A 25696-nucleotide genomic window follows, 5' to 3' on the forward strand; every position below is an offset into this window, starting at 1 on the left:
TCAGGACGGAGAAATAAAAAACCTGTATCCGAGAAACTTGCCCCCCGAATTTATCCGTGGGGTCAATGCTTCAATCGAAAATCTAAAATCGAAAATCTAAAATCGATTGACACCCGCATAAAATCCCACGCCACTCGCATTAAAACCAAGGCCATTGCTGGCTAAGGGGAGATAATTCTTCATATTGCTGTCTCGCCTCCTTGCGGTAAAATTTCACCAAATGCCGCTGTCGCCACATCAGTACGCCCGTAACAAACAGTACGATCGCTGCTAATCCTGCGATCGTGTGTACCAGCCGCAAGTAAATTCCGCCATAGCTGCCAATATGTAGCGGATAAAGCGAGTTGAGAATTCGATTTGCGACAGAAGCTGAATTTACGCTGTCAGCCTGCAATATTTCGCCACTGTATTGGTCGAGATAAATGGTGCTAACCCCGTTTGGATGCGGCTCGTTGGGAAATTTTTTCCGTACTTTAAAAATTGCTTCCGGCGTCAAAGGCAGAGAAATAAAAGTGGTTTTAGCTTCTGGCCAAACGGTATTAACTTGGTGTAAGATTTCGTCAAGGTTTTGCCTTGAACGGCTAGAGTGGGGATGAGAAGTCAAGGCTGGCTGTGGCTTTTCATTGGTTAGCCAATACAATGTCGATTCAACCGGCGCGTAAAAAATTATCGCTGTGCCTGTAGCGGAGATGAGTATGAGAAAAGCGACCGATACAATGCCAGAAACGTTATGTAAATCAAATACAGTCCGCTGCCAGTGAGCTTTCCAATTAATCGAAAATCCGCGAGCCAAATTGCGCCAACCAGTCCACAGCACCAAACCAGTAAAAGTTAGTCCTAGCATTACTAGACCGCAAATCCCTACAACAAGATGACCAAATTCTCCTCCAGCTAATTCCGCGTGTAACGTAAAAATAAAACCTGTAAAAGTTTCTTTCTTAAGGCGCGCACCCTTAATTTTTCCGCTGTAAGGATTGACATAAACGTTAACTACTTCCTCACTCTTTGACAGCATCGAAACTTGGCAAACTTCCTTCGCTTTTCGGGGCAGCAAGATACTAAGAGCTTGATTTTGCGGATAAGCTTTTTCGACAATTTGCAGGACATTTTCCAGCGGTATCCGTTCGGCTTGAGGAATTACTTGCAGGAGTTGGGGATTGAACAACCGCTCGATTTCAGGCCCGAAAACCAGCAAGCTGCCCGTTAAAGCAATTACTGCTAGAAATATTCCTACTACCAACCCCAAATACAAGTGCAGTTTGAATGCGAGTTTGCGGAACTTCATCTCTAGATTTTTCTCAAAGCCGTTAACTGTTATCATTAAGGTAAAACCGGTAGTCCGACAGGGAATGAATTCCCTGTCTCAAAGCTAAAGTCCTCTTAAGAGGACTGAGAAAAACACTTTTCAACTCATTAGTCCTCTTTTAGAGGACTTTAGCTATTAGACAGGGGTTTCAACCCCTGGCGGACTGGCGGACTAGCGGGTGGCCGCGAGGACTGGCAGACTAACAGCTTAAATTGACACCAATGGGTTCTTGGAGTGTCCCTACGGGGGATATTGAATCTACTTCATAAACCTGCAATCTGTAATTACCAGTTAAGGCGGTAATTAACACTGAGAGTCAAACCTCTCCCTGGAAAATTAGAGCTGTCCGATCCAAATCCAGCTAAGTATTGGGAGATCACGGGAAAATATTGATTATTCAATAAATTCTCGACTTTGATTTGTAGCAGCCCAGAGCCAATTTTAACCGCGCTGACGTAATCCAGTGTGAGATAGCTGCTAATCGGGCCGCCATCCGAGCCGTCTTTGAAGGCTCGATCGCTATTTCCAGAATATAATAACTGTAACCGATTGTTCCATCCCGGTAAAGTTTCGTTTTGGAGATAAGCTGTTAGCTTGAGCGGTGGAATTCGGCTGCTATCGAGGGCAAGGGAACGGCCATTGTCGTCGTCATATTCGCCTTGAATATAGGTAGCAGTCCCGCCGATCGACCATGCTCGTGCAGGTTGCCAATCCACAGTCCCTTCTAAGCCGTAAATGCGTTCTGGGGCGCGGATTAGTTCCAGGCGACCTGTGTTGCCAACTGGTTGAAAACTGATTCCTAGATCGGAGGTATTGTAAAAAGCGGCAAGCGACATTTGCACGGATCGCCACCCTCCTCGAATGCCAATTTCGTAGCTGTTGACTTTTTGCGGTTGAGTTACTTCTAACGAAGATTCAATTCCCACAAAATCGTCGGGGGGTTGGCGGAGAATGCGGCCGAAATCTGGAACTGAGAAACCTTGAGAAAAGTTGCCAAATACGTTGAAGGTGTCATTAATTTTATAGACAGCCCCTGTATTAAATAGGGTGGCGTTAAATTTGCGATCGCCTCCTTCGATCTGGCGATCGTTAAAAGTGGTATAATCATTGACGTTTAACCCGACGCGTTCGTGACGTATCCCCCCACTTAGAATCACGATATCGTCAATATTCCATTCCAATTGACCGAAAAAGCCAAGGCTGTTGTAAGTGTAAGGAGGGACGAAAGGACGCTCGGAAATTTTCCGGTAAACCCTGCCACCACTTGCGTCAACTCTCTCTGGGTCGTACAGGTCGAAACGCTGTTTGCTATCTTCAGTAACATAGTCAGAACCCCAAGTTAATCGAAGATTTTCGGCACTGGATAAAGGAGTTGTGACCGCAAGCCTTCCTCCTATTTGTTCGTTCTCGGCTCGCGAACGAGCAACACCGACAAACGGGCCAAAGAAATCTGACGTGCGAAAATCAGAGGGAACACTTACATTGGAATTCGTTCGATAGTAAATTTGACTTTGAAGGCTGCTGCCAAAAAGGTTTTGGTTGGTGTAACTGAGGTTGAGCTGTGTACTTTTATTTCCCGGTGTTTCCCCGTCAATATCCAAATCTCCGGTTCGGATGGCGCGGGCTTTTTGCCGTCCTTCCTGGTCGTCAACACTAAAGTCGGGAATCACATTGGGATCTTGGGTTTCCCGATAGTGATTGACAGTTAGTTGCAGCCGCTGGTTGGTGTCCAAATCTACCCCGACTTTGCCCATCACGTTGAAGAGGGTGCTGCTATCTCCGCCGAGTTCAAAATAGGGAATGCGCGAGCCTTTGGCATCGTAAAAAGCTCCACTTCTAGAGAGCGAGACAGTGCCCGTCAGATCGACATTGCCCGATCGGCCAGAAACCGTCTGCTGAGCGTTAAAGCTTAGAGCATCATCCGTGTTTGTTAAACCGCTACTGACGCCCACTTCAGTAACAGCACTTAGCCTTTCCTCAGTTGGCCGACGAGTAATAATATTAACCACGCCACCTGTAGCCTGAGCGCCGTAGATTGCGGTAGACCCCCGCACTACTTCAATGCGCTCGATCGCGCTAGGATCGATGTTTCTAAATTCTCTGCCAAACGATTGAAGATTGGTCGTTTGTGGCACGCCGTCAATCAGAACGGAAACGTCCCTACCCCGCAAAGTTTGTCCATAAGTGGCAGTCAATTGAGTCGGGGGCGCGAAACCGGGAACTTGATTTGCCAGAGCTTCCCCGATATTTCTTGATTGCCCTACCTGCTGCTGAAGTTCTTCGGAGTCTACCACCGTTATAGAGCGTGGCACGTTGGTCACTCTTTCTGCGGTTCGTGTTGCAGTGACGACGATTTCAATCGGGTCTCTCCCCGCCTGTGGCGTCCCAGGTGGCTGCGCTGTCGGCGGCAAGGGTTCTCCGGGTGTTCCAGGTGGCTGTGCTGTCGGTGGCAACGGTTCTCCGGGTGTCCCAGGTGGCTGCGCTGTGGGCGGCAAGGGTTCTCCGGGTGTTCCAGGTGGCTGCGCTGTCGGCGGTAAAGGTTCTGCAGGTATCTCTACCGGCTGCCCTGTCTGTGGGAAGGGTGCTGCAGGTGCCCCCGGCCGCTGTGTTGTAGGAACCGATGCAGGCGGGCGAGCAGTCATCTGCGAGGTGGGTTTTAAGCTGAGAATCAGACCCGCAGCATTAGGAATCACCCGTGCCACTGGTTGACCCCTCTCGCCAACGACTTTGATTCGGATGCTGTTGTTATCTAAAGGAGTAACGGTGACAGAAGCAATTCCGGCAGCAGGCTTGTCTTGACGAAACTCATTTCCCCCCGGTAGTCGCAGTTGAGCGGTGATGGCATCAATTTGTAAAGTTTCGCCAAAGGTGGTGGTGAAGACTTGCAGGGGTCTTCCATCTTCAGTGTCTAGGATGATTTCGATGCCTTCTGACGTGGGGTTGAGGCGAACGCCCGTCACCTGCGCGATGTTGGAAGCGCACGCTGGCCCAGCGACTACCGCCGACACGACTCCTGCCAGCCCAAGGCTATTTAATAATTTCTGCGATTTATTCATTACTCTTGAATCAAAAATTAATGGAACTTCGGATATGTGGTTTGCGTTGCTTGCACAACAAAATGTGTGAGTGAGAGCGTTGCTGCTCTTCTCTGGCTCCTAAAACTGACCTGCGGAATATCCGGCCCTGTTGTCGGGCGCAGTTCGATCCGATTCTCCCGTCGCTAGTGGCATTTGTCTGGGAACACAGCAGGCGCGTGAGGGCGAACTCCTCAGTCCGGTGGCGCTCTGGACGATCGCCCACGGTGGGCATTTTCCTCGGTTAAAGGAAGTAGTCGCTGGACGCTTAATGAGAAAGTGACTTAATTAGATAACAGAGCACTCACATCTGTCAAGAGTTAACTAATGAAAACTTATTGCATCTTAAGATAGGGGGTCAGACCCCTCTAGCTAGTTAGACACCACTTGCCTATTATGGTTTTGGCAAGGGCTAGACAAACGATCGCCTAAAATGCTATGGCAAGAGTTAGAAAAGATTGTCATATAGGAAACGATTGTAGTCAATAAATATTTCAACTACTCTTGACAATAAATATCATCTAGCATAGGATACTTAAAGTCGATAGCGGTAAAGCCCCTGAAGCTGATCTCGAAGCTGGCTCGGACTGAAATCGCCCCGGAGCCATTGTCGAACAGCGCGATCGACAACAAAACGTGAAAAAAAGCGCTAATACCCGAATTGAAGACTCAAACGCGCTGATGGGAGACTCGTAACGCCCGAAAGCTATTCACAGAAAGTCTATGTGGAAAGAATTTGGCGGAACTGGTTGGCGTACTGCAAACAAGATTTATTAGGTAAAAAGAATCATCGATGAGTGACGCAAGCATTAAGGGAAACCAACTCACCGAAAGTTGTACAAATTTAGTAGAACTCCTACAAAACAGAGCGTTACACCAACCAGAGCAGAAATATACATTTCTGTTAGACGGAAAAACTGAAACCGCCAGTTTGACTTATCGAGAGTTAGATGCGATCGCCCGATCGCAGGCCGTGCGACTTCAGACATTGGGAGTCACTGGCGAACGAGCCTTACTGCTTTTCCCGCCAGGATTGGACTATCTCGCCGCCTTTTTTGGATGCTTGTACGCCAAAGTGATCGCGGTTCCCCTCTATCCGCCGAAGCTGAAACGGAATTTAGCGAAAATAAGTGCGATCGCCAAAGACGCAGGAGCAACAGTTGCGATCGCTCCCGCGCGACACTTGGAAAATTTAGAGCAGCTATGCGAGCAAGCGCCGGAACTCAAAGCGATGCGTTGGCTGAGTGCAGAGGTGCTTTCCGATGACGGCGAAAAGTGGCAGCAGCCACCCATCCATCCCGACGAAGTAGCTTATCTTCAGTACACTTCCGGCTCAACCTCCACCCCCAAAGGCGTAATGGTGAGCCACGCAAACGTTTTGTACAACATCGAATACATTCACCGAGGCTTTGACCACGATGCCGAAAGCGTTGCGGTAACGTGGCTTCCCCCGTTTCACGACATGGGGTTAATTGACGGATTGCTCAAACCTTTGTATCTGGGAATTCCCTCTTACTTCATGCCGCCAGCGGCTTTTATTCAGAACCCGATGTGCTGGTTGGAAGCGATTTCGCGCTACAAAGCTACCCACAGCGGCGGGCCAAATTTTGCTTACGACTTGTGTGCTAGCAAAATCAGCAAAATGTTGCTAGCACAATTTGAGGATGATGATTGTGGGGTAGGCGTCGGGCCTGCTGTGAAAATACACGGGACGGGCGGGACGCCCATCCCACAAAACAATCAAAATCATCCCGCTATTATGCAGCGCAAAATCTTGGGCGATGGCCAAAAAATGCTCGACTTGAGTAGTTGGCGCGTGGCCTATAACGGTGCAGAACCCATCCACAAAGAAACCCTAGAGCGATTTACCAAAGCTTTTGAGCCCTGCGGTTTTCAGGCGGATGCCTTTTGTCCTGCTTACGGAATGGCAGAAACCACGCTAAAAATTGCCACGGTTCGCAGCGGGACAACACCGACTTTCTTAGCTGTTGACGCTGGGGCGCTGGAAAATAATCACATTGTAGAAGTTGTCGAAGGCGAGGGGGGCGCGAGAACTTTAGTCGGCTGCGGTTTCCCTGAATTTGGCACTAAAGTTGCGATCGTCAATCCCGAAACTCTGACACAATGCCAGCCGCAGGAAGTCGGAGAAATTTGGGTAGCTGGCGAAACAGTGGCGCGAGGCTATTGGAATCGCCCAGAAGAAACAGAAAAAACCTTCCAAGCATATCTTTCAGATACGGGCGAAGGGCCATTTTTGCGAACAGGAGATTTAGGCTTTTTACGCGACGGAGAACTGTTTATTACAGGGCGACTCAAAGATTTAATTATCATCCGAGGTCGCAATCTTTACCCCCAAGATATAGAAAGAACAGCAGAACGCAGCCATCCCAGTTTGCGGCCAGGGGCGATCGCGGCATTCTCGGTGGAAGTCGCAGGCGAAGAACAGCTCGTTATCGTGCAAGAATTACAATCTCGCAAAGCACCGGATAATGTCGAGGAAATTATCAGCGCCATCCGTTCCAGCATTGCTCAAGAATCAGAAGTGCAAGTTTATGGAGTAGTGCTGATTAAGCCCGGAAGCATTCCGAAAACGACCAGCGGTAAAATTCAACGTCGCGCCGCCTATGCTGACTTTCTAGCTGACAATTTGGAAGTGGTCGCCAGTAGCATTTTAGAGTTAGCTGATTTTGGTGAAATAGAGAATCGCCTCACGCGAGAAATTCTGCTTAAATCAGAGTTAGAAGAACGGCAGTCGCTGCTTGAAGCTTACCTTTGGCAGCAGGTAAACCGCCGGGGAATGAATTCCCCGGCTAATAGCCAAAGTCGGCTAAAGCCGACTGAAATCGATCGACCTCTCAGTAGCTTTGGACTAGATTCTTTAAGAATTTTTGAGTTAAAAAATCAGATAGAGAGCGACTTTGGCGTTACTGTATCGGTTGCCGATTTGTTTGAAGATAGGAGCATTGCTCGACTAGCAGTGCAAATTCTAGAGCAACTGACAGGAAATACCAAAGCAGTCGTCCCAAGGCCAGTTTCTCGCCTACAAAATATTCCCCTGTCTTTTGCCCAAGAGCGCTTGTGGTTCTTCGACCAATTGGAACCCGGAAACCCATTCTATAACCTCTGCGGTGAAGTTCAGATCACAGGACAGCTCTATGCAGAAACACTTAGGCAAAGTATTGAGAAAATTATCGAGCGACACGAGATTTTAAGAACTGCGTTTGGTGGTGGCAAAAAAGAACAGATACAAGTTATTTTTGATGCGAAAACTTTCCCATTACCCCTGATAGATTTGAGCCATTTTCCCCCTGCGGAACGCGAGAAAAAAGCGCAAGAAATGTCGGCGGAAGAAGCACAGTTGCCCTTTGATTTAACTCAACCCAATCTGCTCCGTGCCAAACTTCTGCGCCTATCGGAAACAGAACATACCCTGCTTTTATCTGCCCACCATATCATTTTTGATGGGCTGTCTTTGGGCGTATTTTTACGGGAATTAGCGGCATTTTATGAAGAATTTACTAATAATAATTTAGCCACCATTCCACCTCTGCCAATTCAGTATGCAGACTTTGCCACTTGGCAGCGCCAACAAATGCAGGGAGAAATATTAGAAACTCAACTTACTTACTGGAAGCAGCAGTTAAGTCGCAGCGCAGCGGTTCTAAATTTACCAACAGACTTTTCTCGTCCCGCTGTTCAAAGTTACAAGGGAGGTCGGCAATTATTTGAATTGCCAGAGCACTTAACCGAGGCAATTAGGCAATTGAGTCGCAGTGAAAAAACTACTTTCTTTATGACATTGCTGGCAGCATTCAAAACACTGCTTTACCGCTACACAGGGCAAGAAGATATCCTCGTCGGTTCACCAATTGCCAGCCGCAACAGCAGCGAAACCGAATCATTAATTGGATTTTTTGTCAATACTTTAGTCCTGCGGACTGACATAAATGGAAATCCCACTTTTCGAGATTTGCTGAGTCGAGTGCGAGAGGTTGCATTAGGTGCTTACGCGCATCAAGATGTACCGTTTGAGAAGTTGGTTGAAGAATTGCAGCCGAATCGAGATTTAAGTCACTCGCCTTTATTTCAGGTGATGTTTGCCTTTCAAAATGCCTCTGAATTTGCCTTAGAATTGCCGGATTTAAGCTTGAACTGCCAACAGATTCACAGCGGTACAGCAAATTTCGATTTAACCCTGGAATTAGAAGCCACAGCAACAGGTATTAGAGGCTGGTTTGAGTACAGCCTAGACTTATTTGAAGCGGCTACGATCGCGCGAATGGCAGGACACTTTCAGAACTTATTAGAAGGCATCGTTGCGAATCCCTCCGCGCGTCTATCCGATTTGCCCCTGCTTGCAGAAACAGAACGCCAGCAACTTCTATTTGAGTGGAATAACACTGAGATAAAATACTCCCAAAATGAGTGCGTTCACCGTTTGTTTGAAGCGCAGGCTGCGAAAACCCCTGATGCGGTTGCGGTGCGATTTGAATGCCAAAGTTTGACTTACCAAGAATTAAATAATCGCGCGAATCAACTTGCCCATTACTTGCACTCCTTCGGCGTAAAACCCGATGCGATAGTCGGCGTTTATATGGAGCGATCGCTCGATGCGATCGTCGGAATCTTAGGCGTATTAAAAGCAGGCGGCGCTTATTTGCCCCTCGATCCGCATTATTCCAAAGAACGTCTTAATTTTATGTTAGAAGACGCTGGAGTTCGCGTATTGCTAACGCAAGCAAAATTAGCCACCGACTTGCTAGTCCCCAATATTTCCGCGATTTGCTTGGATGCAGAATGGGAGATAATTTATCAACAAAATCAGTCAAATCCTGATAGCGCCGTTTCGCCAGAAAACCTCGCTTATATCATCTATACATCCGGGTCTACCGGCCAGCCAAAAGGAGTGATGGTGCAGCATCAATCTTTGGCAAATTATACGCAGGCTGCAAGTGTAGAATATGGCATCGAACCAGGCGATCGCGTTCTCCAATTTGCTTCCCTCAGCTTCGACGCCAGCGCCGAAGAAATCTATCCCTGTTTAACGCGAGGCGCAACTTTGGTACTGCGCGGAAATTCCATGTTAGACAGCATTTCTTCCTTCCTGAAAAAGTGCCGGGAATGGGAAATCACTGTATTGGATTTGCCGACAGCTTACTGGCGCGAATTAACTGCCAGACTCAGCGCCGAAAAATCCGAATTTCCCCCGTCAGTGCGCTTGACAATTATTGGCGGAGAAACCGCACTTTCAGCATCCCTGAATCAGTGGCAAAAATGCGTATCAGAAAAAGTCCGGCTAGTCAATACTTACGGCCCCACAGAAACAACCATTGTCGCCACGTGGTGCGACACTCTCCCCTCTTCCTCCTCCTCTTCTCTCCCCTCTGCGCCCTCTGCGCCCTCTGCGGTTAAAAACTCCCCAAAATCGCTACCAATTGGACGCCCAATTCCAAATGCCCGCACCTATGTACTTGATGCTAATTTGCAACCAGTTCCCATCGGAGTCCCCGGCGAACTTTATATCGGAGGTGCGGGCGTTGCCAGAGGCTATCTCAACCGTTCAGATCTGAATCGAGAAAAATTTATTCCCGATCCTTTTAGCAGCAAACAAGGCGATCGCCTTTACAAAACAGGCGATTTAGTCCGCTATCTCCCCGACGGGAATTTAGAATTTCTCGATCGCACAGATCGTCAAGTGAAAATTCGCGGTTTCCGCATAGAGTTAGGAGAAATCGAATCCACACTCAGCCAACATCCAGACGTGCAAGAAGCAGTCATTCTCGCGCGAGAGGAAGATTCAGGCGAAAAGCGCTTAGTTGCTTACCTCGTTTTAAACTCAGCACTCAGCATTGGCAACTCTGCACTGATTAAAAATCTGCGTTCTTTTCTCCGGGAACAACTGCCCGATTATATGGTTCCTGCTAGTTTCATGTTTTTGGAATCGATGCCACTGACACCAAACGGCAAGGTAGATTTTAAGGCACTTCCCGCACCGGAAACCAACAGTTTAGAGGCAGATTTTATCGCTCCTGATACTTTAGAAGAACAAGTATTAGCGGAGATTTGGGTGGAGGTTCTGGGTTTAAAACAGGTGGGAATTAATGACAATTTCTTTGAGTTGGGAGGTCACTCTTTGCTGGCAACTCAACTGATTGCCAAGGTGCGCGATCGCTTTCAAGTTGAGCTATCGCTGCGCTGTCTGTTTCAATCCCCCACTGTCGCCAGTTTGGCAGTTGCGATCGCACAAGCTAAGAGCCAGCAGTCGCCCGAACCCCTGATTTCACTGCCCGCGATCGCCCCCGATCCTCAAAATCGCTATCAACCATTTCCGCTCAACGAAATGCAGCAGGCGTACTGGATCGGCAGAAATAGCTTTTTTGAAATGGGCAATGTTGCCATTCACGGCTATGTAGAAATTGAGAGCGACGAGTTAGATTTAGAGCGGTTTAGCCTCGCGTGGCAGCGAGTTGTAGAGCGTCACGATATGCTGCGGGCGATCGTACTTCCGAACGGACAGCAGCAAATTCTGGAAAACGTGCCCGCTTATAAAATTGAGGTTTTGGATTTGCGATCGCTCGATTCAAAAGTTGCCGGCGAACAACTCGAAGCAATTCGCGATCGCCTTTCTCACCAAGTGCTGCCGCTCGATCGCTGGCCGCTATTCGAGATTTGCGCTTCGCAAATAAGCGATCGCCGCATCCGGCTCCACATCAGCATTGACGCCTTGTGCATAGACGGCTGGAGTTTTCAAATTTTGTTTGGCGATTTGGTAAAGTTTTACCGCAATCCCCATACTGCGATCGCACCCTTGCAACTGTCTTTCCGCGATTGCGTGTTAGCTGCGATCGCCTTAGAAAACTCCCCATTTTACCAGCAATCCTTAGATTACTGGCGCACTCGCCTCAAAACCCTGCCACCAGCGCCGGAATTGCCCCTCGCCAAACAGCCGAATTCCTTAACGCAGCCGCGATTTAAACGCTGGAGCGATCGCTTAGATTTCTCAACTTGGCAGCGCCTCAAAACGCGCACAGCTCGCGCCAGCCTCACTCCTACGGGTTTATTGCTAGCTGCCTATGCCGAGGTTCTCTCCCTGTGGAGCAAAACGCCTCGGTTTACCCTCAACGTGCCGCGCTTTAATCGCCTTCCCCTGCACCCTCAAGTTGAGGAAATTATCGGAGAATTTGCCTCATTTACTCTGTTAGAAATAGACAACTCAAAGCCAGAAAGTTTTGAAGTACGAGCCAAGCGACTACAACAACAACTTTGGCAAGATTTAGAACACCAATATGTCAGCGGCGTGCGCGTTTTGCGAGAACTCGCCCAAGCGCAAGGGACAACCGCAGCGCTGATGCCAGTTGTATTTACGATCGATCCGCAAAACGCGCCTGGGGAAGATTCCTCTATCTTTTCTCTCATTCAAGAATTGGGAGAACTGGTGCACATCATCGGTCAAACGCCACAAGTTTGGATCGACGCGCAATTTACCGAAACTGCTGACGGGCTTTCTTTTAGCTGGGATGCGGTGGAAGAACTCTTCCCGCCAGGGATGATTGACGATATGTTTGAGGCCTACTGTCGCCTATTGCAACACCTCGCCAATGAAGAGGAAACTTGGCAGAAAACGGTGCAGTTTCAGCAAGCCTTTACTAACAGCATTGAGGCACCTATTCCCGATGTATTGCTGCACGAATTGTTTGCTGAGAAAGTCGCGTCGCGATCGCACGAACCCGCCATCATTACTTCAACGCGCACTCTGAGTTATCAAGAATTGTATCTGCGATCGAATCAAGTCGGTCATCGATTGCGAAATCTCGGAGTTCGCCCTAATCAATTGATTGCCGTCGTCATGGAGAAAGGATGGGAGCAAATCGTCGCTGTTTTGGGAATTCTAGCCTCTGGAGCCGCTTATTTACCCATTGATGCGGCGCTGCCAAAAGAGCGGCTGTGGTATTTGCTGGAAAATGGCGAAGTTCAATTTGTACTAACGCAATCTTGCTTAGATCGAAGCTTAGAATGGCCCGAAACTGTGCGGCGAATTTGCCTCGATACCGACGAATTGGCAACAGAAAGTGACAAACCTTTAGAAACAGTACAGGAACCGGAAGATTTAGCTTATGTGATTTATACTTCCGGTTCAACTGGCTTGCCGAAAGGCGTGGCGATCGCGCACCGAGGTGTAGTCAATGCGATCGCTCAGACCAATCAAGTGTTTAATGTGACCGAGGGCGATCGCGCGATCGCAGTCACCGCACTGCACCACGATATGTCGGTTTACGATATCTTCGGCATCCTAGCGGCCGGGGGCGCGATCGTCATTCCCGATGCCGCACAACGGCTAGACCCCGCTCACTGGAATGAATTGATGGTAAAAGAGCGCGTCACCATTTGGAACTCGGTTCCCCCGATGATGGAAATGCTGCTCGATTACGCTGCCGGACGTTCTGAGGTGTTGCCGGAGTGCTTGCGCTGGGCGTTTCTCGGCGGAGATTGGATTCCAGTAACGCTGCCTGAGAGGTTAAGGGCGATCGTCCAAGAATGTCGCGTTGTCAGCGTCGGCGGGCCAACCGAAACTACCCTTTGGAATATTTGGTATCCGGTAGAAACTGTTGATTCTTCTTGGAAAAGCATTCCCTACGGCAAGCCGATCGCTAACACCCGCTATTACATTTTGAATGAAAGGCTGGAAGACTGTCCCGTCTGGGTTGCCGGCGAGATGTGCTGTGCGGGAGTTGGGCTGACAAAAGGATACTGGCGGAATGAAGAAAAAACTCGCGCCACTTGCCTCACGCACCCCGTCACGGGCGATCGCTTGTACCGAACGGGAGATTTAGGGCGCTTCCTCCCTGACGGCAATATCGAATTTTTAGGGCGAGAAGATTTCCGCCTTAAAATTCGAGGATTCCGCATCGAAGCAGGAGAAATTGAAGCTGCTTTGAACGAACACCCAGCAGTCAAAGCATCCATTGTCACCGCATTCGGAGAAAATCACAGTCAAAAACGCTTAGTAGCATATATCGTTCCCCAACAAAATGCTGTCCTTGCGGTTGAAGAATTGCGACAATTTCTGAGTGAAAATCTGCCCGATTATATGGTGCCGTCTGCATTTATAGTTCTGGACGCGCTGCCGCTTTCGGCGAACGGCAAAGTTAACCGCAAGGCACTGCCTGAACCGGATGCCGCAATTCCCGAAGCAAAGATTTTTGTCGCACCGCGCACCCCGATTGAGGCAATGTTAGCGAGAATTTGCTGTGAGGTTCTCGGTATCGAACAGTTAAGCATTACCGATAACTTTTTTGAACTAGGAGGAAATTCGCTGCTGGCAATTCAATTAGCAGCAAAGGTACGAGAATCTTGTCACCTAGAATTGCCTTTGTGCGATATTTTTGCAGGGCGATCGCTCGCCGTACTTGCAGAAAAGATTGCTGAAGCCAAAAACAAAAACGCGACAGTTGAAGAACCCGCGATCGCGCCCGTTTCGCGATCGGCATACCGCATGAAACTCTCCTCTTTGCGCTAACCACAAATCAGTGATGAGTCATGAGTGAGCAGCCAATAATATCATGTCCGTTCGATTGACCGTTATTCCTGTAGGGGCGGGTTCACCAATATCTTTACTAAAAACGATAAATCTCGTAAACCCGCCCCGCCCAAGATATTACCTCATAACCAATCCCTAAATATCGGCTGCAATCCCAATTACCAATTACCAGTTACTAATCCAATGACGGTGCATTTTTCCGAAAAACCTCCAACAGATACTTGCGACTCTGCAAATACTGCGGAAGAAGAAGTATTTGCATTTCCCACCTCTTTTGCCCAGCAAAGACTGTGGTTTATTGACCAATTTGAACCGGGAAACCCTTTTTACAACCTTCCGGCGGCTGTGTTACTAAAAGGCAGGCTAAATGCAGTAGTGCTAGAACGAAGTTTCAAGGAAATTGTGCACCGTCACGAAGCTTTGCGGACGACATTTGCCACTGTAGACGGTCAACCCGTGCAGGTGGTTGGTCAGAAATTTAATTTCGGGCTGCAAGTTTTAGACCTGCAACAATTGCCAGAAATTCAACGAGAAGCGGAAGTAAAAAAACTAGCAGCAGCAGAAGCTAGTAAACCTTTTGACCTAACCAAAGGGCCGCTGTTGCGAGCTAGTTTGCTACAGTTAGATGCTGAGGAATATGTCTTGCTGCTGACGCTACACCACATTATTTTTGATGGCTGGTCAATCGGAGTCTTTCTGCAAGAATTAGCAGCACTTTACGAAGCGTTTGTGATGGCAAAACCATCCCCACTTCCCGAACTTTCCATCCAGTACGCCGATTTTGCTATTTGGCAGCGGGAATGGCTTGCGGGCGATTCCCTGCGGGATAGCTTCGCTTCACGCTTGCAAACTCAACTTAACTACTGGAAAAAGCAGCTCAGTGGCGCTCCCCCCTTGCTGGAATTGCCAGCCGATCGCCCCCGCCCCCCCGTGCAAACCTATCGGGGCGCGAAAGAATCATTCCTCATCCCGAAAACGCTAACGTCAGCCCTCAAAAAGCTCAGCCGCCAGGAAAATGCCACCCTGTTTATGACGCTGCTAGCAGCCTTTAAAACGTTGCTCTATCGCTATACAGGACAGGCAGATATCCCCGTTGGCTCTCCCATCGCCAACCGCAACAGATCGGAAATTCAAGGGCTAATCGGCTTTTTTGTCAATACTTTGGTATTGCGGACTGATTTGTCAGGCGATCGCACTTTTCGGCAATTGCTCGATCGCATTCGGGAGATGAGTTTAGAAGCTTACGCTCACCAGGATTTGCCGTTTGAGAAACTGGTTGAAGAGTTGCAACCCGATCGCAATTTGAGCTACAATCCACTGTTCCAAGTTGCTTTTGTTTTGCAAACTGCACCTGTTGCTGCGGAATCAATCGCCGGACTCAATCTCACTCTTTTAGATGTTGACAATCAGACAGCAAAAGTTGATTTAACGCTGCATTTAGAAGAAAAGCAGGAAGAAATTAGCGGTCAGTTTGAATACAGTACCGATTTATTTGATGCGGTAACTATTAGGCGGATGGCGGGGCATTTTCTCACGTTGCTGGAGGGCATAGCTGCCAACCCAGAGCGGCGGATTGAAGAGCTACCGTTGCTAGGGGAAAAAGAGCGGCATCAGTTGTTGGTAGAGTGGAATGACACCCGCGCCGATTATTCGAGCGATCGCTGCATTCATCAATTATTTGAAGCGCAGGTCGATCGAACTCCCGATGCCATTGCAGTCGTATTTGAAGACCAAAAACTCACCTACCGCGAGCTGAATGAACGAGCCAACCAACTCGCACATTACCTGCAAAAACTCGGCGTCAAGCCAGAAGTTTTGGTCGGAATTTGTGTCGAGCGATCGCTCAATACAATTGTTGGCATTCTCGGTATTCTCAAAGCTGGCGGCGCTTATGTTCCGCTCGATCCAGCCTACCCGCGCGATCGCCTTGCTTTTATACTCGAAGACGCGCAGGTAAATGTGCTGCTGACTGAGGAAAAGTTGTTGCCAACCCTTCCCAAATGCAGCGCCAAAATCCTTTGCCTCGATGCGGATCAAAGTGCTTTCTCCCAACACAGCAAAGAAAATCCCGCCAGCGCCACTACTGCCGAAAATCTCGCCTATATCATCTACACTTCTGGCTCAACTGGCATCCCCAAAGGCGTTTTAGTTCCTCACTCAAACGTCCTCCGCCTGTTTGCTGCTACCGAGTCGTGGTACAACTTCAACGAGCAAGATGTGTGGACGCTGTTTCACTCTTATGCTTTTGACTTCTCAGTCTGGGAAATATGGGGCGCTTTGCTATACGGCGGGCGACTCGCGATCGTGCCTTATTCAGTCAGCCGATCGCCCCAAGATTTTTACAGCTTGCTATGCAAAGAACGAGTCACAGTTCTCAACCAAACTCCTTCTGCATTTTACCAGTTGATAAAGACAGAAGAATCTGTCGGAATTGGCGAAGATTTAAGCCTGCGCTTAGTAATTTTTGGCGGGGAAGCTTTAGACTTGCAAAGCTTAAAACCTTGGTTCGATCGGCACGGCGATCGGCGCCCCCAACTTGTCAATATGTATGGGATTACAGAAACAACAGTCCACGTCACCTATCGGCCGCTGACTGCCGCTGATTTAAGTAAAAATGCCAGCCTTATTGGCCGTCCAATTCCTGACTTGCAAGTTTACCTGCTCGATCGCAACTGCCAACCTGTTCCCATCGGCATTCCTGGGGAAATTTACGTTGGTGGTGCTGGCGTCGCGCGGGGCTATCTCAATCAGCCAGAATTAACGGCCGATCGGTTTATTCCGAACCCCTTTAATGACCGTTTGAAAGCGCGGTTGTACAAATCGGGAGACTTAGCGCGCTACCTGCCGAATGGCGATATTGAATACTTGGGACGAATTGACCACCAAGTAAAAGTGCGCGGTTTCCGCATCGAATTGGGAGAAATTGAAGCAGCGCTAGGACAGCATCCAGATGTCGCCCAGGCTGTGGTTGTAGTGCGAGAAGATGTACCGGGCGATAAGCGCTTGGTAGCTTATATCATTGCTAACTCAGCAGCACAAAATAAGCATTCAATACTGATTCACGAACTGCGCTGCTTTCTGAAAGAAAAATTGCCGGAATACATGGTGCCTGCTGCTTTTGTGACGCTGGAATCGCTGCCTTTAACAAACAACGGCAAAGTCGATCGCAAGGCGCTTCCCGCACCCGATCGCGATCGCCCTGAACTCGAAGAGGCATTCGCCGCGCCAAGCACGGCTATTGAGAAAATCCTAGCGGAAATTTGGGCGCAAGTATTGGGGTTAGAACAAGTGGGAATTGACGACAATTTCTTTGAATTGGGCGGCGATTCTATCCTCAGCATTCAAGTAATTTCTCAAGCGAATCGAGCGGGGTTGCGACTTACACCAAAACAACTGTTTCAGCACCAAACTATTGCACAGTTAGCCACCGTCGCCGATACACCTGATGCCCAACAATCGGAACAGGGATTAATCATTGGCGAAGTTCCGCTCACACCGATTCAGCACTGGTTTTTTGAACAAAATCTGTCCGATCCACACCACTGGAATCAGGCGGTGCTTTTAGAGTTGCGGCAACCTCTCGAACCTGCATTAATTGAGTCAGTTTTGCAAGAATTGCTGAAACACCACGACGCGCTGCGCCTGCGTTTTGTACCCGGAGAATCTGGCTGGCAGCAGGCAATTTCCCATCCTGCAAAGGTGGCTCCGTTTACCTGCATTGATTTGTCGTCGCTACCTCCAGAGGAACGAGAAGCCGCTTTCCAAACCGCCGCCACTCAGTTGCAAGCCAGTTTGAATTTGTCAGAGGGGCCATTACTTCGCGCTGCCCTATTTGACTTGGGCAAACATCAGCCAAATCGCTTGTTATTGGTTATTCATCACTTAGCGGTTGATGGGGTTTCGTGGCGAATTTTAATTGAGGATTTCCAGACAGCTTATGAGCAGATTAGCCGCGACGAAACAGTCGCGCTCCCGCCCAAAACAACCTCATTTAAGCAGTGGGCAGAACGCTTGCATGAGTGGGCGCGATCGCCCGAATTGCAGGAAGAGTTCGATTACTGGTTCGCCCTTTCTCACCAACAAACTTCTCGCTTGCCAATAGATTTCCCAAACGCAGCCAATTTAGTTGCATCTGAAAAGACAGTATCCGTTGCTTTGAGTGTTGAAGAAACAAAACTGCTCCTGCAAGAAGTACCTGCCGCTTACCGCACTCAAATTAATGATGTATTGCTAACTGCTTTAGGTCAAGCATTTGAACGCTGGACTGGCAAAAACACACTTTTAATTGACTTAGAAGGTCACGGGCGCGAAGATATATTTGAAGGAGTAGATTTGTCGCGCACAATCGGCTGGTTTACAGCAATTTTCCCCGTCCTGTTAAATTCAGAAAAACCTTCCGCTCTAGGGGCTACCATCAAATCCGTGAAAGAGCAGTTACGCGCAGTGCCAAATCGCGGTATTGGCTGCGGTGTACTAGAATATTTAAACCCAGAAATTGCAAAAAAATTGCACAAATTGCCGCAAGCTGAGGTAAGCTTTAATTATCTCGGACAGTTTGACCAAGTGCTGCCGAAATCTTCTTTATTAATGCTGTCTTCCAATCCTAGTGGCCCCCTTCGCAGCCCGCGCGGAAATCGGCGTTACCTTCTGGAAATTAACGGATTTATTGCCAGAAACAAGCTGCAATTAGATTGGACGTACAGCGAAAACATTCACCGACGAGAAAGCATTGAAAATTTAGCAACCGGCTTTATAGAATCGCTGCGATCGCTAATTCAATACTGTCAGTCCCCCGACGCCGGCGGCTGCACTCCTTCTGACTTTGCAGAGTTTAAGTGGAGTCAGTGGGGCCAGGACGATTTAGACAACATTACTGCAATTTTGGGAGAGCTGTAAGATGAGCAAAGGCAATATCGAAGATTTTTATCCCCTCTCCCCAGCGCAGCAGGGCATTCTCTTTCATTCCCTTTACCAGCCAGAATCGGGCGTATATTTCGGGCAACTGCTGTGCGTATTGCGCGGCGATCTCAATGTTTCTGCGTTGAGAAATAGTTGGCAAAAAGTTGTAGAGCGACATCCCATTTTGCGGACTTGTTTCGTGTGGGAAAAATTGAAAGAACCCGTGCAAGCGGTGCGTAAACAGGCTGCATTATCTTGGCAGCAGATGGACTGGCGATCGCTCTCTGCATCGAAACAACAACAGCAGCTAGAAACGTTCCTAAAAGCCGATCGCGAGCAGGGCTTTGACTTGAGATCAGCTCCCTTAATTCGCATTGCACTGGCGCAGTTAGAAACAGATACTTTTCAGTTTATTTTGAGCCACCACCACTTAGTTTTAGATGGGTGGTCGCTGGCGATCGTTCTTGATGAAGTTTTTGGCTTTTATCAAGCCTTCTCCCAGGGCGAGGAATTGCACCTCAAACGCCCTCGCCCTTATCGGGATTACATCGCGTGGCTGCACCAGCAAGATTTATCTGCGGCTGAGTCATTTTGGCGGCAAACTCTCAAAGGTTTTGCAGCTCCAACTGCGATCGCCCGGGGCAATATTGTCGCGGGAAACCGTTTAGAAAGTAGTGGCGAACAGCAGGTGATATTTTCTGCAACAGCCACCGCCGCACTGCAATCTGCCGCGCGGCAGCATCAGCTAACATTAAATACCCTCGTACAGGCAGCTTGGGCGCTACTTTTGAGCCGATACAGCGGCGAGGAAGATGTGGTTTTTGGTACGGTTGTATCCGGGCGACCGCCAGAGTTAATGGGTGCTGAATCGGTAGTGGGGCTGTTCGTAAATCCTCTGCCAGTGCGCGTAAAAATTGATCCACAGGATTCTATTTTATCCTGCTTGAAACAACTCCAAGCGCAACAAGTTGAGGCGCGGCAGTATGAGTACAGCCCCCTCGTTGAGGTGCAGGGCTGGAGCGAAGTTTCTCGGAGTTTGCCTCTATTTGAGAGTTTGGTCGTTTTTGAAAATTATCCTTCGGATGCTTCTTTGCAGGAGAAGATTCACAACTTAAAAGTAGAGAATATTCGCTCCTTGGAAACAACCAATTATCCTCTAACAGTAATGGCGATGCCCGGTGCAGAATTGACGCTGAAAATTATTTTCGATCGTAGCTGCTTTGAGGACAGTGCGATCGCCCGGATGCTCGGACACCTGCAAACTTTACTGCAGGAAATGACTGCCAATCCTCAGCGGAAACTCTCAGAATTGCCTTTATTGAGTGCCACCGAACGCCAGCAATTACTTGTCCAGTGGAACGACACCCAAGCGGATTACCCCAAAAATTCCTCAATTCACGAATTATTTGCAGCGCAAACAGAGCGAACCCCAGATGCAGTGGCTGCAATTTGCGAAAATGAACAATTGACTTACCGCGAATTGAATGCCAAAGCCAACCAAATCGCGCATTACCTGCAATCTCTAGGTGTAAAACCCGAAGTTTTGGTGGGAATTTGCTTAGAGCGATCGCTCTCCATGCTGGTGGCGATTTTGGGCATCTTAAAAGTCGGTGCCGCTTACGTTCCTCTCGATCCTGCTTATCCCCAAGAACGCCGATCCTTCATGCTGGCGGACGCAAAAGTTCCGGTGCTTTTGACTCAAAAAAACCTCCTAGAAACCCTCCCCGAACACAGCGCTAAAGTCGTCTGTATCGACGCCGAATGGCAGGAAATTTCTCGCGAGAGCGATCGCAACCCCGCTGTTAAAGTGGAAGCTGAAAACCTCGCTTACGTCCTCTACACTTCCGGCTCGACAGGCACTCCCAAAGGCGTACTCGGCACCCACCGAGGCACAGTCAATCGCTGTTTTTGGAACCCCTATCCTTTTATCGAACAAGATATTTGCTGTCAAAAAACGTCCTTAAATTTTGTCGATTCGGTTTGGGAAATCTTTGCTCCTTTGCTGCATGGGTTGCCAACTGTGATTATTCGCGATCGCTCCGTCAAAGATATTAACCAATTCCTTCAAACCTTATCAAAGCAAAAAGTAACCCGACTGGTGCTGGTTCCTTCTTTGTTGCGCGCTATCTTAGATTCCTTCCCTGATTTAGACAGCCGTTTGCCTCAATTAAAGTATTGGATTTGCAGCGGAGAAACTCTGCCGATCGAACTTTGCCAGCAATTTCGAGAGCAGATGCCCCAGCGGGTATTAATCAATCTTTATGGCTCTTCTGAAGTAGCTGCGGACGTGACGTGGTACGATGCAACTAACTGTGTCGAGAAAGTTCCCATCGGTCGCCCGATCGCCAATACGCAAATTTATCTGCTCGATCGCAATTTGCAACCCGTTCCCATCGGAATTCCCGGCGAGATTTGGGTCGGCGGCGATGGATTGGCCCAGGGCTACTTAAATCGCCCCGACTTAACCTCGGAGAAATTCATTTCTAACCCGTTTGGGCAAGAAAAATTAGATTTTCTCGATAATTCTCATCAAAAAGTTTTGTTCAAAACAGGCGATATCGGTTGTTACCTGCCAGATGGTAATATAGAATTTCTGGGCCGTGGCGATTGCCAAGTAAAAATTCGCGGTTTCCGCATCGAACTAGGAGAAATAGAGGCAGCACTTTCTCAACATTCTTCTGTGTCCACCGCTGCTGTTTTGCTTCAGGAAAATGCACCGGGCAGTCAACGCCTAGTCGCTTACCTAGTTCCTAACTCAGGGTTCAGAAATCAGCACCCAGAACTTATTTCCGAACTGCGTTCATTCTTGAAGCAAAAACTGCCCGATTACATGGTGCCTTCAGCCTTTGTGCTATTAGATGCCCTGCCACTAACGCCCAACGGAAAAATTGACCGCCTCGCCTTATCTCAAAGGTGCGATTATGTTTCTGATGAAACAGCCTTCACTGAGCCACAAACGCCCACAGAGAAAGAAACTGCTGAGATTTGGACTGCTCTTTTAGGGCTAGAAAAAGTAGGAACCAACCAAAACTTTTTTGACCTCGGCGGTCACTCTCTGATGGCAACACAGTTAATATCGCGAGTGCGATCGTGCTTTGGGGTAGAGTTAGCGCTGTGCGATTTTTTTGCCGCTCCCACCATTCAGAATTTAGCTGAACTAATCGAGGAAGAAATTCTGGCAAACGCCGATGCTAATCAGATAGATGAATTGCTCGATCTCTTAGAAAAGAGTGATGGAGAGTCAGCACAAACTGTGATGCTAATTGAGTAAATATCGGGTTGCTAAAAAAGCACAAAAAGTCCTTTTATATCATGTCCGGTCAATTAACCAGGGTTCCTGTAGGGGCGGGTTCGCCCTAATTTCCAACACAAATCGGAGATTCTGGAAACCCGCCCCTCTCTCCTTGGGTATTGCGGTCAATCGCTCGGACATGATATTACCCTTAAGGCTTCGGTGGAAAATAGGATAGACAAAAAGCCCATTTGACAGGATTAATCTAATGAACAAACTAACAGTTAAAACCAAAGATTGTCAAGATGTAATGCAGCCCTTAAAAGCCTGTGTTACCACACTTGAAGAAAAGTTAATGGAGCTATTCAGTGCCTCAGAAAAGTCATTTGTGGCAGAAGAAGCAATGGAGGAGCGAATTTCTGCCCTAGTTCAAGACTTTTTGTACGCAAAAACCGCTAGTACAGATATTGACTTAGAGTTAATTATTCAGCAGTTTAGGGAAAACAAAATTCCCGCCCTTCCTACAGATGTTGGGAATTATATCGATGATTTGACCCAAACCCTCGTTGCTCATTCCATCCACACATCTTCCCCGCGATATATCGGTCACATGACGAGCGCACTTCCCTATTTTGTGCGCCCGATCGCGAAGCTGTTAACCGCGATGAATCAAAATTTAGTCAAGATGGAAACAGCCAAAGTTTTAAGCCCCTGCGAGCGCCAGACTTTGGCAATGATGCACCGATTAATTTACGATTTTTCTGAGGATTTTTATAACCAGCACATTCAAAAAAGTGACAGCACGCTCGGTATCATGACAACGGGTGGCACCCTAGCTAATATCACAGCTTTGTGGTGCGCTCGCAACACTTCTTTAGGGCCAAAAAATAACTTTAGTGGCATTGAAAAAGAAGGGTTGTACGCAGCTTTAGAGTTTTACGGCTACAAGGGAATGGTGATAATCGGCTCCAATTTGATGCACTATTCTTTTGAAAAGGCTGCCGGTTTATTAGGCATTGGCGATCGCAATCTCCTAAAAATCCCCACCGATTCCAATCACCGCATGGATTTGGCAGCGCTGCGGCAAACTGTGGCGGAATGTCGCGATCGCAATCTGCACATTCTGGCAATTATCGGTATTGCAGGCAGCACCGATTCGGGAAGTATCGATCCGCTTCCAGAAATAGCCGCGATCGCCCAAGAAGCAAACGCTCACTTTCACGTCGATGCCGCTTGGGGTGGCCCGGTGCTTTTTTCCGAACGTCACAGGCACAAATTCGCAGGCATTGAACTAGCAGATTCCGTCACCATAGATGGACACAAACAAATGTATTTGCCAATGGGAATCGGTCTGGTTTTATTCCGCAATCCCCAAACCGCCAAAGTTATTGAAAAAAACGCACCCTACACGGTGCGAAAAGACTCCATTGATCTAGGCAAGCGCTCTCTCGAAGGCTCTCGACCAGGTGCGAGTTTGTTCTTGCAAGCCGCCTTGAATATCATCGGCCATCAAGGCTATGAGTTTTTGATAGATGGAGGCATCCATAAAACGCAGCACTTGGCCAATTTAATTCGGGAAAATCCAGCATTTGAATTGCTGCTAGAACCAGAAATTAATATTCTTTTATACCGCTACATTCCAGAAACATTCAGGGAAAAAGCAGCCAAAAAACAACTAGCCGAAGCAGACAACCACTTCATTAATCAATTTAACGAGCGCCTTCAGGAGGCCCAGCGGCGAGCCGGTCACACCTTCGTATCGCGAACAACCTTGCAAAACACCTGTTATGGCAAAACCATTCCCATTGTTGCTTTTCGAGTCGTCCTTGCCAACCCCCTCACCACTGAGGCAGATATCAATTTTGTTTTAAACGACCAGCTAAAAATAGCAGCCAAGCTTTCCTTAACTATCACCAACAGCGACCACTGCGAGGAGTTAATTCAGTTGACAGTTGACAGTTGACAGTTGACAGTTGATACCGACCTCTACCTGGAAGGAAGAGGATTGGAGTAATGAATAGTCTTCTTTTAATTTCTCCCGCTTATGGGTTCCGGCTTTAAACCAATTCTTTCTGGTGAATTATGATGTCTACTAATCGTTCAGAACGACTAAAAAACCTCTCGCCCCAGAAGCGAGCGCTCCTCCTCAAAGCATTGGGCAAAAAGGCAGCACAGGCTGAGCAATCTAAATGTATTCCCAGGCGATCGCAGCAAAATTCGGCTCCCCTTTCTTTTGCCCAGCAACGGCTGTGGTTTCTCGATCGATTGTCTCCCGAAAACCCGGCCTACAACCTTCCTGCTGCTGTGCGTTTGCAAGGGCAATTGAATTTGTCGGCACTGCAACAAACACTCAATGAAATTGTCCGGCGTCACGAAGTTTTACGGACTACTTTTGCAGAAGTGGACGGGGAATCTGTGCAACTGATTTCTCCTTCCTTAAAATTCGCTTTGTCGGTGGTAAACTTGCAACATTTACCAGAAACTGAGCAGCAAGCTGAAATAGAGCAGCGTACTCTTGAAGAAGCCCAACGCCCCTTTGACTTAACGCGATCGCCCTTACTGCGGGCCACTCTGCTGCAACTTAGTCCGGCAGAATATGTGTTGCTGCTGACGATACACCACATTATTTCTGATGGTTGGTCTATGGGAGTATTGGTGCGAGAAGTGGCCGCACTTTATGAAGCTTTTTCCACTGACAAACCCTCTCCGCTGCCTGAACTTGCCGTACAGTATGCCGACTTCGCCAGTTGGCAGCGGCAGCATTTCCAGGGAGATAAATTAGAAAAACAGCTCGCTTATTGGAAACAGCAATTGGGAGGCAATTTAGCTGTGCTGTCAACAGATAAACAGCGTTCTCCAGTGCAAAAATTCCGAGGATCGCAGCAATCTTTTGTTATTTCTGCTTCTTTAGCTGGAAGGCTGAAAACCCTCGCCCAGCAACAAGATGTCACCCTATTTATGATGTTGTTGGCAGCATTTCAATCCTTGCTATCCTGCCAAAGCAAGCAGGATAACCTCGCGATAGGCTCTCCAATCGCCAATCGCAACCTCCTTGAATTAGAGGAACTGATTGGATTTTTTGTCAATACTTTAGTGCTACGAATTGACACCGCAGGTAATCCAACTTTCCGCGAACTACTCGGTCGAACACGCGAGGTAGCGTTAGCAGCTTACGCTCACCCGGATGTTCCTTTTGAAAAGCTTGTGGAGGAATTGCAGCCGGAGCGAAATCTCAGCTATAACCCGCTGTTTCAAGTGTGGTTTGTACTCCAGAATGCACCCATGCCACCCCTGGAGTTAGCTGGTTTGACCTTGAGCATTCTGGAATTCGATGTCGGTATGTCGAGACACGACTTAAGCCTCACTCTCTGGGAGGTTTCAGAAGGAATTAAAGGCTTATTTGAGTACAAAACAGACTTATTTGAGGCGGCGACTGTTGCCCGAATGGTGAGAGGTTTTCAAATCCTCCTCAACCAGGTAGTCATCCAGCCAGATATCAGGATCGACGAGTTGGCAGAAATTCTTGCCGAAGCAGAAAGGCAGCACCAAATCGAGCAGCAAAAACAAATTCATCTTTCGGGAATTCAAAAATTAAAAATGGCTAAACGCAAAGTTATGAAAAGTTTAAAATGATGGCTCATATCACA

General features: G+C 48.1%; 8 protein-coding genes. 6 read left to right on the plus strand and 2 right to left on the minus strand.

Annotated elements, in window-relative coordinates; all coding sequences use genetic code 11:
• Positions 1-139: 139 nt before the first annotated feature.
• Positions 140-1321, minus strand: a complete 1182-nt coding sequence (locus QUB26_RS11215) for a PepSY-associated TM helix domain-containing protein (protein WP_333239106.1) — start codon at positions 1319-1321, stop codon at positions 140-142.
• A 269-nt stretch (positions 1322-1590) separates the two neighbouring features.
• Positions 1591-4362 (minus strand): TonB-dependent receptor domain-containing protein, encoded by a 2772-nt coding sequence (locus tag QUB26_RS11220; protein ID WP_333317985.1) that lies wholly within the window; start codon positions 4360-4362, stop codon positions 1591-1593.
• A gap of 130 nt (positions 4363-4492) precedes the next feature.
• Here QUB26_RS11220 and QUB26_RS11225 point away from each other — a divergent pair, with 130 nt between their 5' ends.
• From QUB26_RS11225 to QUB26_RS11250, 6 genes are all read left to right on the plus strand, one after another.
• Positions 4493-4663 carry a hypothetical protein gene (locus QUB26_RS11225; protein WP_333317987.1) on the plus strand — a complete coding sequence of 57 codons (171 nt, stop codon included), beginning with the start codon at positions 4493-4495 and terminating at the stop codon, positions 4661-4663.
• A gap of 510 nt (positions 4664-5173) precedes the next feature.
• Entirely contained in the window at positions 5174-13897 is an 8724-nt protein-coding gene (locus tag QUB26_RS11230) for an amino acid adenylation domain-containing protein (protein ID WP_333317989.1), read from the plus strand.
• Between the two features lie 204 nt (positions 13898-14101).
• Positions 14102-18814, plus strand: coding sequence for an amino acid adenylation domain-containing protein (locus QUB26_RS11235; RefSeq protein ID WP_333317991.1), 4713 nt, complete (start codon positions 14102-14104; stop codon positions 18812-18814).
• 1 nt (position 18815) lies between these two features.
• Positions 18816-22088 (plus strand): amino acid adenylation domain-containing protein, encoded by a 3273-nt coding sequence (locus tag QUB26_RS11240; RefSeq protein ID WP_333317994.1) that lies wholly within the window; start codon positions 18816-18818, stop codon positions 22086-22088.
• Between the two features lie 229 nt (positions 22089-22317).
• Positions 22318-24012, plus strand: a complete 1695-nt coding sequence (gene panP, locus QUB26_RS11245; protein WP_333317997.1) for a pyridoxal-dependent aspartate 1-decarboxylase PanP — start codon at positions 22318-22320, stop codon at positions 24010-24012.
• 119 nt (positions 24013-24131) lie between these two features.
• Positions 24132-25682: a condensation domain-containing protein gene (locus tag QUB26_RS11250; protein WP_333317999.1), complete on the plus strand. Its 1551-nt coding sequence runs from the start codon at positions 24132-24134 to the stop codon at positions 25680-25682.
• The last annotated feature ends 14 nt before the right edge of the window (positions 25683-25696 follow it).

Source organism: Microcoleus sp. B4-C1, assembly GCF_036705285.1.
Taxonomy (GTDB): Bacteria; Cyanobacteriota; Cyanobacteriia; order Cyanobacteriales; family Microcoleaceae; genus Microcoleus.